The sequence below is a fragment of the Sphingomonas sp. NPDC092440 genome, from assembly GCF_044754985.1.
In the GTDB taxonomy this organism is placed as follows: Bacteria; Pseudomonadota; Alphaproteobacteria; order Sphingomonadales; family Sphingomonadaceae; genus Sphingomonas.
In genome coordinates, this window is record NZ_JBIVQA010000014.1 from 57,656 (window position 1) to 69,982 (window position 12,327).

Below are 12,327 nucleotides of genomic sequence, written 5' to 3' on the forward strand. Positions count from 1 at the left end.
CGCTTGCGTAACCTGCGCGCAGCCTAGCCGCGCAATGGTTACTTCTTTGCCTTAACCGGCATCCTCACCTTGAACTTGTCGAGCAGCGAGCCGCCGCCCCTGGGCTTTTCGCCCTTGCCCTTCGTCTTGCCGGGGCCGGCTTCCTCGGCGCCCGAATCGGCGATGCCGGCGATGCGCTGGGCGAGGTCGACGAGCGGGGCGATGCCCTTGTTGCCCTTGCCCACTTCGGCGAGCGGCTTGCCCAGCTTGGCCGATTGCGAGGCGAGCTTGGCATCGAAGGGCAGCATGAAGTCGATCTTGCGCTCGATCGAGCCCTCGAAGTCCTTGCGGCTGATCTCGAGCACCGCCGCCTGCTGGATCTTGTTGGCGACCACGATCACCTGGGTCTGCGGCGCGTTCGACTTGAACCAGCTCAGGATGCGGATCGCGTCGCGCGCGGAAGCCAGCGTCAGCTCGGTCGCCAGCACGGCCACCTGCACATCGGTGATCAGGTGCGGATGGTTGACCAGCATCGAGCGCGGCAGGTCGACCACCGTGCATTCGAAGGCGGTGCGGATCTCTTCCTGCAACTGATAGAATGCCGCGCCGTCGGTCATGATCGGCGAATGGATCGGCGCTTCGGCGCTGAGCACGGCGAGGCGGTCCGAAGCGCGGACCATCGCGCGCTCGATGAACAGCCCGTCGATACGGCTGGGATTCTCGATCGCGTCGGTCAGGCCGCGGCCCGGCTCGAGGTCGAGCGCGAGCGCGCCCGTGCCGAAATGCACGTCGAGGTCGAGCAGCGCGGTGCTGCGGCCCAGGCGTTCGCCCATCAGCCAGGCGAGCGAGGTGGCGAGCGTCGAGGCGCCGGCGCCGCCGCGCGTGCCGATCACCGCCACCGCGCAATGCGGGCGATCGGTGCCGGCCTCGGCCAGCTTGGGCGCGTTGAGCGCGGCCTGGGCCTGGGCGAAGGCATCGCGCAGCGCATCCGGGTTCAGCGGCTTGAGCAGATAGTCGTGGATGCCGCTCGCGACGAGGTCGCGATACAGGCGCACGTCGTTCACCTGGCCCGACGCGATCACGATCGTGCCCGGCTCGCAGACTTCGGCGAGCGCGTTGATGTCGTTGAGCGGGTCGCCGCTCTCGGAGAGGTCGACGAACAGGATGTTCGGGCTCGCCGAGACCGACAGGGTCTGGACCGCGTTGCGCAGGCCGCCCTTGTTGACCTTTTCCGGCGACCAGCCGAGCTCGACCGCGATCGGGCGCAGGATCTCCGCCGTCGTCTCGTCGCAGACGAACGCAACGAACGGATCGCGATGCCCGGTGCGGGCGGGATTGAATGGCGCGTTCACTTGGGGCTCCCCGAACCGGCGTCGACCTTGCCGCCGCTGCCCGAGGGCACCGCCGCGCGGAACGCGCCGATGGCCTTGGACGCGCTGATCGGATCGGCGGTGGGCGAGCCCGCGGCGCCGCGGATCAGATCGGCGGGATCCGCGACCATCGCGGCGAGATTGCTGTTGGTCGCGCAGCCATAGTTCGAGCTGGTGCTCGCCTCGAACGTATATTCGGCGGGGCGCGAATTGTCGGGGCAGCCCGGCACGTTGGCAGTCATCCGGGTGACCACCACGCGGATCGTGCCCGGGGCGATCTGGCCGGCGGTGACCGGCGCGCGATCGGCGAGGATCAGGCCGTAGCGGCCGGCCTCGGCGGCGACTTCCCGGCGGCCGGTGGCGCCGGCGGCGCCGTCGTCGATCGCGACGCGATCGCCGTAGCGCAGGCTCATGGCCGACATCCAGCCGGCGAGGCGCTGGCTCTCGCCGGGTGCCAGGGAATAGCCGGTCGTCTGCAGGTCGAGCACATAGTCGCTGCGCTGGACGATCGGCTGATGGATCGATTCCACGCCGCCATTATAGGTGCCGCAGCCGGCGAGCAGCAGCGCCGGGACGAGCAGGGGAGTGAAGCGCGGAAGCACGGGCGATCTCCTCGTCAGTCGCATCGGGATCAGAAGCCGAAGCCGGGGGCTGCGGCGCCGCCCTTCTTCTGCTTGCGGTTGGGTTGCGGGGCGGGTGCCGTCTGGACGGGCGCGGCGGCCTGGCCGGCCGGTGCGGGCGAATAGGCGCCCACCGAGGGCTGGCCGTCCGTCGGTGCCATGCTCGGCTTCGGGCGGTCGCCGCCCTTGCCGCTGCCGGAAAGGGCGCCCATGAAGACGCGGTCGAAGTCGTTCGGCGCCTTGTAGCCGTCGGTCGGCAGGACGATCTGGTTGGCGTTGACCGGCTTCACCAGATAGGGGGTGATCACGATCACCAGCTCGGTCTCGTTGCGCTGGAAGCCGTTCGAGCGGAACAGCGCGCCCAGGATGGGCACGTCGCCCAGGCCCGGCGTCTTGGTGATCGAGTTGTTCTGCGAATTCTGCAGCAGCCCGCCGACCACCATGCTCTCGCCCGAGCCGAGCTCGACGGTGGTCTCGCTGCGGCGCGTGCTGAGCGCGGGGATGGTGACGCCGTTGAGCTGCACCGCGCCGGCCGAGGTCAGCTGCGACACTTCGGGGCGCACGCGCAGCGAGATGCGGCCATCGGCCAGCACCGTCGGCGTGAAGGCCAGGCTGATGCCGTACTGCTTGTACTCCACCGTGGTGGTGCCCAGGCCCTGCGCGACCGGGATCGGGATCTCGCCGCCGGCGAGGAAGTTCGCCGTCTCGCCCGATTGCGCGGTGAGGTTCGGGTTGGCGAGCGTGGTCACCTGGCCGATCGTCTCGCCGAGATCGATCGCCGCGAGCACGTCGAGGCCGAACAGCTTGCCGGCCAGGCCCATGGTGGCGTTGTCCGAGCCGCGGGTGATGTCGGCCAGGCCGGTGGCGCGCGGATTGACGAACCGGCCCGTGGAGGGATCATAGGCGCCGGTGATGGTGACGCCGTTCTGGGTCATCGTCGCCGTCGGATATTTGGCGAGGTCGGTCGCCGAGAACGAGCCCGGGCTGCGGCCCTGGGCCATGCCGAACTGGAAGCCGCCGGTCGGATCCTTGGTGGTGAAGTTGACGCCGATGTTCTTGACGAAGCTGCGGCTCACCTCGGCGAACTTCACCTGCAGCTGCACCTGCAGCGGCGTGGCGGTCCGCAGGCGGTTGATCACCGCGATCTTGAGCTGGGCATTGGGATCGTTGACGTTGACGCCGGGGTTGAGCAGGCCGGTGACCAGGCGCTGCGCCTGCTCGCTGTCCTGCGGCGACTTCACCGTGCCGTTGATCACCGCGATCTGGCCGACCGTGGTCACCTGGACATCCGCATCGGGCATGGCGACCTTCACCATGCGATCGATCGAGGTGATGTTCTGCGCCACGCGGATATTGGTGGAGAAGATCACCGCGCCCGAGGCGCTGGTCGCGAACACCGTCGCTTCGCCGAAATCCTTGCCGAACAGGTGGATCTGGCGCGGATTGTTCACATAGACATCGGCGACGGACGGATTGGAGGTCCAGACATTGGCGACGTTGGCCGGAAGCGTGATCAGCTCGCCCTGGCCGGTCGAGAGCAGGATCTCGCCGCTCGGCCGCTGCGTGCCCGGCGGCAGGTTGGCGACGCCCACATTGGCGCGGCCTGGCGCATTGGTACGGGCCGGGTGGGGCCGCTTGGACTTGGCGGTCTGGGCGAAGCCGGTCGCCGGCGCGCCGACCAGCGCGGTCGACACGATCGCGGCGAGCGAGCGCTTCAGAAGAAGCTTGCGAGTCATCTCAGTTCTTGCCCCCCAGAGCAACGGCGGTCTCGGCATTGCCGCGAACGACGGTCACGACCGGGCCGCGCGGAGTCGCGGCGCCGGGAAAGCTTTGGCCGGGCGTGGGCGCGGCGCCGGGTGCGGCAGCCGTGCCCATGTCGTGCGGCCTGGCCGGCACGGTGCTGCGCTGGAAGCGCGACACGTCGGCACCGGTGGCGAAGGTGGTCGCGCCGTCCTGCGGCGCGCGCGCCACCTTGGCGATCATTTCCTTTTCCTTCTTCGGATCGCTCGGCACTTCGACGTCGCCGTTCGCGATCGCGTCCTCGAGCTCGCCCTGATTGTCGGCGATCGAGCGCAGCGAGAGCGAGAGCGTGCCGATGGTCTGCGCCACTGCGATCTTCTCGGCGATCTTGGGCGTCGCCTCGACCGTGACGGTCGAATAGGTGTTGACGATCGTGTTGCCCTTGTCGTCGGTCTGCTTGTCGGTCTTCTGGTCGGTGGCGAGCACGCGCAGGTTGCGCAGCACCGTCTCCGAGGCCTTGAGCGCCGGGCCGTCGCCGCCGCCGCTCACCGACTGGGTGAGGATCAGGTCGATGCGGTCGCCCGGGAAGACGAAGCCCGCGACCGCGCTCTGGGTCGAGACGGGCACGGTCACCGCGCGCATGCCGGGGCCGAGCGCGGCGGCGAGGAAGCCGCGGTCGCCGGGCTTCACCAGCGCGCCCTGCGTCACCGGCTGGCCGGCGGGGATCGGGAAGCGCACCACGGTGCCGACCAGCTTGGCCGGGTCCGATTCGCTGCGCACGAAATAGGCGCCCTCGACCAGCTCCTTGGGCCAGGGGCGGAATTCGAGCGACTGGGGGTCGAGGATGGTGCCCACCGGCAGCTCACGCTTGGCGACGAGCACTTCGGTGGTGTTCTGCGGCTGGACGGCCGCCGGCACGGCGCCGGCCTGGGGCGCGGGCGCGCCGGTCATCAGGTTGCGCGCCATGAACGCGGTGATGGCCGCCACGACGAGCGCACCGACGAGCAGGATCAGCTTGCGTGCATCCATTTCGCTATTCCAAGCCTTCTCAAAAGCGCCGGCCTATGTGGTTGCGCCGGCGTTAATTATTCACCCGAACTGGTTAAAAATGGGTTCGCGAAGAACCAGCAGCGCCGCGATCGCGATGGCGACGCCATAGGGGATCTCCAGCGGCCCCCCCGCGTCGCGGCGCAGCCGCTTCTCGATCACCATCAGGAGCGTGAGCCCACCGCCGATCAGCGACATGAGCACGAGCATCCACACCAGCGGCTGCACCGGCAGCCACAAGGCGAGCGCGCCGATCATCTTCACGTCGCCGCCGCCCATCTGCCCCAGCGCGAAGGCGCCCAGGAAGAAGGCGAAGACGAGCCCGGCAACGCCGGCCTGCATCGCCACGTCCGGCCACAGCGCCAGCCCGTTCGCCCACCACCAGAGCGGCGCCATCAAGGCGATGGCGGCATTCTTCCAGTTCGCGATCTCGCGCGTGCGCGCATCCTGGATGCCCGCCGAGACGAGCAGCAGCGCAAGTGCCACGAGCAGCAAAGTGACGAACACATCCCCCATGTCGCCAAAGTCCTAGACGGGACGGCTTATCAAAACGTAACCAAGCCCCATGCGTGAAAACCCGGATACCCGCCGCACCATCCCCGTTGGAGCCAAGGTCCATCGCTGGACGGCCCCCGATGGCTGGCAGCTGCGCGCCTTCGCCTGGCCCGCCGAGGCCCCCACGCCGCGCGGCTCGATCCTGTTCCAGGGCGGCCGGGGCGACATCTTCGAGAAATATCTCGAGGTCTTCCACCATTGGCACGACCAGGGCTGGACGATCACCTCGTTCGACTGGCGCGGCCAGGGCGGCTCGGGCCGGCTGACCGCCGCGGCCAATTGCGGCGACATCGACAGCTTCGACAGCTTCATCGCCGACCTGCGCGCCTTTTATGCGGACTGGGAGGCGGCGACGCCCGGGCCGCACGTGGTGATGGGCCATTCGATGGGCGGCCATCTGGTGCTGCGCGGCCTGGTCGAGGGCGCGATCGGGCCCGATGCTGCGGTGATCGTGGCGCCGATGCTGGGCGTGAAGAGCGCGCTGGGGCCCTTTGCCGAGCGGGCCGCGCGCATCCTGGGCGGCGTGGGCGACAGCACCCGGCCGGCCTGGAAGAGCAACGAGAAGCCCTACACCACCGAGACTCGCGCCAACCTGCTCACCCATGATCCCGATCGCTATGCCGACGAGATCTGGTGGCAGCAGCACGACCCCGCCATCGTCACCGGCCCGCCGAGCTGGCGCTGGCTGATCCAGGCGTTCAAGTCGATGCGCGAGCTGGCCGGCGATCCGAAGCTCCGCAAGATGCCGGTGCCGGTGCTTGCCCTGGTCGCCAAGGCGGACGGGCTGGTCGATGCGAAGGCGGCGCTCCGGATCGTGCCCAGGCTTCCCGACGCCCGCATCGTCACGTTCGGCAAGGAAAGCGCGCATGAGATCCTGCGCGAGGAGGACAGGGTCCGCAATCGCGCGATCGGCGAGATCGACCTCTTCCTCGCCGCGCGCGCCCAGCGGCGCTGATGGTCCATGACATAGCGATCGTAGGCGCCGGCATCGCCGGTGCCAGCCTCGCGGCCGAGCTCGCGCCCCATGCGCGCGTGCTGCTGCTCGAGGCGGAGGAGCGCGCCGGCTATCACGCGACGGGCCGCTCGGCCGCCTTCTGGTCCGAAAGCTATGGCGGGCCGGCGATCCAGCCGCTCACCACCGCCTCGGGCCCGATGCTCGGAAAATATCTGGAGCCGATGGGCTCGGTCCATATCGGCCGGGCGGACGAGGCGGCGGCGATCGCGGCGTTCCTGGCCGAGTTCGAAGGCACCGGCGTGGAGCTGCGCCCGGTCGATCCCCGGGCGCTGATCCCGGGCCTGCGCGCGGAATGGACGCTCGGCGTGCTCGAGCCGAGCTGCGAATATATCGATGTCGGCGGCCTGCACGGCGACATGCTGGCGGCAGCGAAACGGGCAGGGGCAGAGTTGCTGACGCATGCCGCCCTGGTCTCCGCGCGGCGCGAGGGCGGCGCGTGGCGGCTCGAGACTCGCGCGGGCAGCTTCGCGGCGGCGGTGCTGGTCGATGCCGCCGGCGCCTGGGCCGATCCGGTGGCGGAGATGGCCGGGGTGCGGCCGCTCGGCATCCGGCCCTATCGCCGCACGATCATGCAGCTGAAGACCGATCCCGCGCCCGCGCCCGGCAGCGCGATGGTCGCGCATATCGGCGGCAGCTTCTACTGGAAGCCGGAAGCCGGCGGCCGGATCTGGCTGAGCCCGCATGACGAGATCGCGACGCCGCCCTGCGATGCGCAGCCGGAGGATATCGACGTCGCCACCGCGATCGACCGGTTCGAGCACGTCGTCGACTGGCGGGTGGAGAAGCTCGAGCACAAATGGGCCGGTCTCAGGACCTTCGCTCCCGATCGCCTGCCGGTCTATGGCTTCGACGCGGAGGTGCCGGGCTTTTTCTGGTGCGCCGGCCAGGGCGGCTTCGGCATCCAGACCGCGCCGGCGGCCGCGAAGCTCGCTTCGGCGCTGCTGCTCGGCACCATGCCCGATCCGGCGGTCTCGGCTATTGACCCGGCCCCCTATTCGCCTGCACGTTTCGGAAGCTAACCCGGGTTAGCCGTTCGAGTTCGGGAGAAAGCCAATGGCACACAAGTTCGTGATCGAGCAGAACAAGGCCGGCGAGTATGTCGCGAAGTTCAAGTATAACAGCGAGATAATCTTCTGGACCGAGGGCTATTCCAGCAAGGCGAACGCGCGGAACGCGATCGAATCGATCCTGAAGAACGGCCCGGCCGCGCCGGTCGAGGAGGTCTGAGGGGCTCGCGCCAGGCCTGCTTGGATCTGTCACCCCGGGCCTGACCCGGGGTCCCCGCTTCTTGTGTTCCGCTTGAATGGGGCCCCAAGAGCGGGGTGGGTGGGCCCACATCATGGCCGATCGCTATCGTGGCACCATGTATGCCGGCGTGACCTCCAGCCTGGCTTCGCGCATCTATCAGCATCGGACTGGCGACGGCTCCGATTTCCGCCGCCGCTACGGACTCGTTCGCCTCGTCTGGGTGGAGCACGCACCTTCGATCACCGACTGCATCGCGCATGAGAAGCGGATGAAGCGTTGGCGGTGCAAAGGGAAGTTCGCGCTGATCGAGCGCGGCAATCCCGGGTGGCGCGACCGCCATGGCCAGCTCGCCTGAATAAGCGGGACCCCGGGTCAAGCCGGGGTGACGGGTGAGGGAGGAGCGCGCCCGGTCACCCCCCTTCCAATGTAGGATTGCGCATGCTTCGCTGCCCGGATGCAGCAGTCGCGCGCCTTCTCCCACGCTCCGGCCAGCCACGGGCGCCGTCACGGGGGGGCGAAACCCGCCCCCCATGGCATCAACTTCGTAAACTTCCGCGCCGCGAATCGGCCCCGGCGGGCCGGCGGGTGGGCAGGCTCACCAGTTGAACATCGTCCCGTCCTCGAGCCGGTTCACCGGCAGATAGGCGCGCTTATATTCGTACTTGGCCGCCAGTTCCTCGTCGATGTCCACGCCCAGGCCCGGCGCGTCGCCGGGATGCATCAGGCCCCGCTCGAAGCGATAGGCATGGGGGAATACCGCGTCGGTCTCCTCCGAATGGCGCATATATTCCTGAATGCCGAAATTGGGGATCGACAGCCCGAAGTGCAGCGCCGCCGCCATGCACACCGGCGACAGGTCGGTCGCGCCATGGCAGCCGGTGCGCACCTGGTAGAGATCGGCGAGCGCCGCCACCCGGCGCAGATGGGTGATGCCGCCGGCATGCACCACGGTCGCGCGGATATAGTCGATCAGCTGCTCCTCGATCAGCTGCTTGGCGTCCCAGATCGAATTGAAGATCTCGCCCACCGCCAGCGGCGTGGTGGTGTGCTGGCGGATCAGCCGGAAGGCGGCCTGGTTCTCGGCCGGCGTCGCATCCTCCAGCCAGAACAGGCGATACGGCTCCAGGTCCTTGCCCAGCCGCCCGGCCTCGATCGGCGTGAGGCGGTGATGGACGTCGTGCAGCAGGTGAATGTCCCAGCCCAGCGCGTCGCGCGCCTTCTGGAACAGCTCGGGCACGAAGCGCATATATTTCGCCGTGCTCCACTGCGCTTCCTCGGGCAGCGATCCCTTGGCCGGCTCGTAGTAGAAGCGCTCGCCCGACACGCCATAGGTCGTCGCCATGCCCGGCACGCCGGACTGGAGGCGCACGGCGCGATAGCCCTGCTCCAGATATTCCTGCGCGCGCTCGATCGTTTCCGCGATATCGCTACCATTGGCATGGCCATAGACCATGCAGCCTTCGCGCGCGGCGCCGCCCAGCAGCTGGTAGACGGGCATGCCCGCCAGCTTGCCCTTGATGTCCCACAAGGCCATGTCGACCGCCGCGATCGCGGTCATCGTCACCGGCCCGCGACGCCAATAGGCACCCTTGTAGAGATACTGCCAGATATCCTCGATGCTATGGGCATCGCGGCCGATAAGGCACGGAATCACATGGTCGGTGAGATAGCTCGCCACCGCCAGCTCGCGCCCGTTCAGCGTCGCGTCGCCAAGGCCGTAGACGCCCTCGTCGGTCTCGATCTTCAGCGTTACGAAGTTGCGGCCGGGGCGCGTCACGATGACGCGGGCGGCAGTGATACGTGGCAAAACGAAACCCCCTGGAAGTGGTCAGGCCAATATCCACTTGTATGACCTATCGTGTCAACCTACGAGGTAGTGTAACGATGAGGGTGCGATGAAGATTACCGGCAACAAGCTCTATCAGCGGGTGGCCGCTTCGATCACCGAGGCGATCGAGGCCGGCCGCTGGTCGCCGGGTAGCCGGCTGCCCGGCGAGCGCGACCTGGCCGAGGAATACAAGGTCAGCCGGCCGACGATCCGCGAAGCGATGATCGCGCTTGAGATGAAGGGCTGGATCGAGGCGCGGCACGGCTCGGGCCTCTATGTCACGCGCCGCGACCATGGCAGCGGCGAGCGTGCCGATGCGCTCAACTTCGACGTGGGTGCCTTCGACCTGACCGAAGCGCGCATCCTGTTCGAGGGCGAGGCGGTGGCGCTTGCCGCAGTCTCGATCACCGACGAGCAGATCGAGGAACTCGAAGCCATATTGCACGACATGGGGGCGGACGATTCGGACGAGCCCGCCGTGATGGATGCCGATCACCGCTTCCACCTCGCCATCGCCAATGCCACCGGCAATGCCGCGATCCGCAGCGTGGTCGAGTATCTGTGGGATCTGCGCACCAAATCGCCGCTGGCCGCCAACATGTTCGCGCGCGCCAAGCGTGGCGGCATCACGCCGCGGGTGGAGGAGCATCGCCCGATCCTCGATTCGCTCAAGGCGCGCGATCCGCATGCCGCGCGCAGTGCGATGCGCCGCCATTTGCGCGGCGTGGTCGACGACCTGCTCGAGGCCACCGAGCTCGAAGCGATGGAGCGCGCCCGCAGCGAGATCGATGCGCGCCGGAACAGCGTCGCCCAGCGGCTCAAGATCGGATCGGCCTGAGGGCGGGGGCCTCCCTCGGGGCTGGCCCGGAGCGGGTTCGCGACGCAGTGGCTTGACACCGATTACCATGACATGGGAATTGGCCTGACCAAAAGGAGAGGCCAATTGAAGAATCACTCGCGCGCGCTGCTCGGCGCCGCCTGTCTCGCGTCGCTCGCCGGCCCGGCCGCCGCCGCGCAGGAAGCGGCGACCGCGCCGCACGGTCCGGTCTATGTCACGGCGCCGCCGATGGACGCGACGATCGAGGAACGGCTGATGCCGCAGCTGGAGAGTCTGCTCCACCAGCTGCTGCGCGAGAAGCGCGGCATGCGGCTGGACGGCGTGCCGGTGTTCGACAGCGGCGACAAGTTCCTCCCCGGCAAGATCGCCTCGGGCCTGCACTATCTCCTGCTCGACACGCCCCGTGGCGATCCGCGCCTCGCCGGCTATCTCGCCGGCTATCGCGAGATCGCGGACCTGACGATCGACGATCCCAACGACACCTGGGGCATCTATTATTATGTCTCCGCGCTCCATGCGCTGAAGCAGGCCGGGCTGCTGGAGCAGGCGGTGCGCCCCGAAACCCTGGCGCGCCTCCGCCAGCGTCTCGACTGGCGCAGCTTCGTCGATGCGCGGTCGCTCGGCCTGCTGCACGGCCTGCCGAACAATTATTACGGCGTCGCCTTCAGCGTCGCGCGGCTGCGCTATCTGCTCGGCTGGGAAGACGAGACCGCGTCCAGGGCGCTGCTCAAGCGGATGCTCGCGCATTACCGCACCTATTCGGGCAAATATGGCTTTGCCGACGAGACCGACGGGCAGGGCCGCTTCGATCGCTATTCGGTGCTGCTGATCGGCGAGATCGCCCAGCGCTTCATCGAGACCGGCATGGCGCCCACCCCGGAAGTGAAGGCCTGGCTGCGCAAGTCCGCCGAGCTGATGCTGGCACGGGCGACCCTCACCGGCGAGGGCTGGGAATATGGCCGCAGCATCGGCACCTATGGCGAGACGGCGTTCCTGGAAGTGCTCACCGCCGCCGCGAAGCTGGGGGTGCTCACTCCGCGTGAGCGCGACATGGCCTATGCGCTCTCCAGCCGGATCGCCGCGCGCTATGCCGATTTCTGGCTGAACCCGGCCACGGGCTCGGTCAATCTCTGGGACGATGGCCGCCGCACCGACGGCTATCGCGGCAAGCACCGGATCCTCGGCGAGAATCTGAGCCTGGCGCGCCAGTATATCTACACCAACGCGCTGTGGAACGGGCTCGGCTACAAGAGCGCCGCGCCGTCGCCCGGCTATGCGGCGTGGCTGGAGGCGCTGCCCGCCGCCCGCTTCACCTGGTTCGCGCGCGGCGCGCATGACCGGGCGCTGCTCACGCTGCGCGACCGCGGCCATGTCATCGGCCTGCCGATCATCAACGGCGCCGAGAGCCAGCATATGCACAATCCCTATTTCCCGATCCCGTTCGCGGGCGGGATGCTCCAGGGATCGGCGGATGCGGGCTTTCCGCAGCTCACGCCGCGCTTCGCGCTCGCCGACGGCAGCGTGCTGATGCCGCTGGCCTGGTTCCGGGGCGTGGCGTGGCAGCGGCAGGGCGATCGCACGATCGTCAGCTGGCGGCAGGACGCGATGGACCGGATGGGCGGCAACGCGCCCGCCGCCGACAAGCGGATCACCGTGAGCACCCGCTATGAATTCGCGCCGGGCAGGATCACCCGTACCGATGTCTATCGGGCGGCGGCGCCCGTCGATCTTTCCGAAGTGACGCTCGAATTCGCCGGCTTCTCGGGCGATCCGCGCAGCGCCGGGCCCGGCGCCGTGGCGTTCGGGGCGGGCGAGGTGACCGGCTTCTCCGCCACCGGCTATGACGGCTGCACCGCCGGCCCGGCCACGGGCAAGGAATATCGCGCGCCCACCGGGGCCTTCGCTTCGCTCGTCCGCTGCACGCTGGCGGGCAGGCGCCTCGCCGCGCCGCTCACGCTGACCTGGTCGCTGCGCTACAAGTGACGGCCGTTACGATCCGGGACCGGCCGTGCTGGCCAATTGGGTTGACACCGGTGCCAAATTGGCCTTACCACGCCATCAGACCCGAAAACGGGCGTAATAATTGA

The 12,327-nt window shown here is 68.5% G+C and carries 12 protein-coding genes; 6 read left to right on the forward strand and 6 right to left on the reverse strand.

Going from position 1 to position 12,327, the window contains the following annotated elements; genetic code table 11:
• Window positions 1–38: 38 nt before the first annotated feature.
• From ACIQCS_RS19810 to ACIQCS_RS19830, 5 genes are read right to left on the reverse strand one after another with little or no spacing between them, the layout of a single operon-like run.
• Window positions 39–1,331 (reverse strand): pilus assembly protein CpaE, encoded by a 1,293-nt coding sequence (locus ACIQCS_RS19810; protein WP_345848301.1) that lies wholly within the window; start codon window positions 1,329–1,331, stop codon window positions 39–41.
• A complete protein-coding gene (locus tag ACIQCS_RS19815; RefSeq protein ID WP_345848300.1) occupies window positions 1,328–1,951 on the reverse strand; it encodes a CpaD family pilus assembly lipoprotein in 624 nt (207 codons plus the stop codon). The genes ACIQCS_RS19810 and ACIQCS_RS19815 overlap by 4 nt, the downstream gene beginning before the upstream one ends.
• Before the next feature lie 29 nt (window positions 1,952–1,980).
• Window positions 1,981–3,705, reverse strand: a complete 1,725-nt coding sequence (locus ACIQCS_RS19820; protein ID WP_345848298.1) for a type II and III secretion system protein family protein — start codon at window positions 3,703–3,705, stop codon at window positions 1,981–1,983.
• A gap of 1 nt (window position 3,706) precedes the next feature.
• A complete protein-coding gene (gene cpaB, locus ACIQCS_RS19825) occupies window positions 3,707–4,738 on the reverse strand; it encodes a Flp pilus assembly protein CpaB (RefSeq protein WP_345848296.1) in 1,032 nt (343 codons plus the stop codon).
• Window positions 4,739–4,798: 60 nt separating this feature from the next.
• Window positions 4,799–5,272, reverse strand: a complete 474-nt coding sequence (locus ACIQCS_RS19830; RefSeq protein WP_280280641.1) for a prepilin peptidase — start codon at window positions 5,270–5,272, stop codon at window positions 4,799–4,801.
• A 49-nt stretch (window positions 5,273–5,321) separates the two neighbouring features.
• On the opposite strand from ACIQCS_RS19830, the gene ACIQCS_RS19835 reads away from it, so the two are divergent.
• The 4 genes from ACIQCS_RS19835 to ACIQCS_RS19850 all read left to right on the forward strand — a co-directional run bounded on the left by ACIQCS_RS19835 (window position 5,322) and on the right by ACIQCS_RS19850 (window position 7,929).
• Window positions 5,322–6,266: an alpha/beta hydrolase gene (locus ACIQCS_RS19835; protein ID WP_345848294.1), complete on the forward strand. Its 945-nt coding sequence runs from the start codon at window positions 5,322–5,324 to the stop codon at window positions 6,264–6,266.
• A complete protein-coding gene (locus ACIQCS_RS19840; RefSeq protein ID WP_345848292.1) occupies window positions 6,266–7,345 on the forward strand; it encodes an FAD-binding oxidoreductase in 1,080 nt (359 codons plus the stop codon). The genes ACIQCS_RS19835 and ACIQCS_RS19840 overlap by 1 nt, the downstream gene beginning before the upstream one ends.
• Before the next feature lie 34 nt (window positions 7,346–7,379).
• Window positions 7,380–7,553 (forward strand): DUF1508 domain-containing protein, encoded by a 174-nt coding sequence (locus ACIQCS_RS19845; RefSeq protein WP_280280638.1) that lies wholly within the window; start codon window positions 7,380–7,382, stop codon window positions 7,551–7,553.
• Window positions 7,554–7,629: 76 nt separating this feature from the next.
• Window positions 7,630–7,929 carry a GIY-YIG nuclease family protein gene (locus ACIQCS_RS19850; RefSeq protein ID WP_345848289.1) on the forward strand — a complete coding sequence of 100 codons (300 nt, stop codon included), beginning with the start codon at window positions 7,630–7,632 and terminating at the stop codon, window positions 7,927–7,929.
• A gap of 240 nt (window positions 7,930–8,169) precedes the next feature.
• Here ACIQCS_RS19850 and manD read toward each other — a convergent pair whose 3' ends face one another.
• On the reverse strand, window positions 8,170–9,381 hold the full coding sequence (gene manD, locus ACIQCS_RS19855) for a D-mannonate dehydratase ManD (RefSeq protein ID WP_345848288.1): 1,212 nt from the start codon (window positions 9,379–9,381) through the stop codon (window positions 8,170–8,172).
• 88 nt (window positions 9,382–9,469) lie between these two features.
• On the opposite strand from manD, the gene ACIQCS_RS19860 reads away from it, so the two are divergent.
• Both ACIQCS_RS19860 and ACIQCS_RS19865 read left to right on the forward strand, forming a co-directional pair.
• Entirely contained in the window at window positions 9,470–10,240 is a 771-nt protein-coding gene (locus tag ACIQCS_RS19860; RefSeq protein WP_345848287.1) for a FadR/GntR family transcriptional regulator, read from the forward strand.
• Between the two features lie 105 nt (window positions 10,241–10,345).
• The gene (locus tag ACIQCS_RS19865; RefSeq protein WP_345848286.1) at window positions 10,346–12,223 is read left to right on the forward strand and encodes a hypothetical protein; all 1,878 of its coding nucleotides are present in this window, start codon (window positions 10,346–10,348) and stop codon (window positions 12,221–12,223) included.
• Window positions 12,224–12,327: the final 104 nt, after the last annotated feature.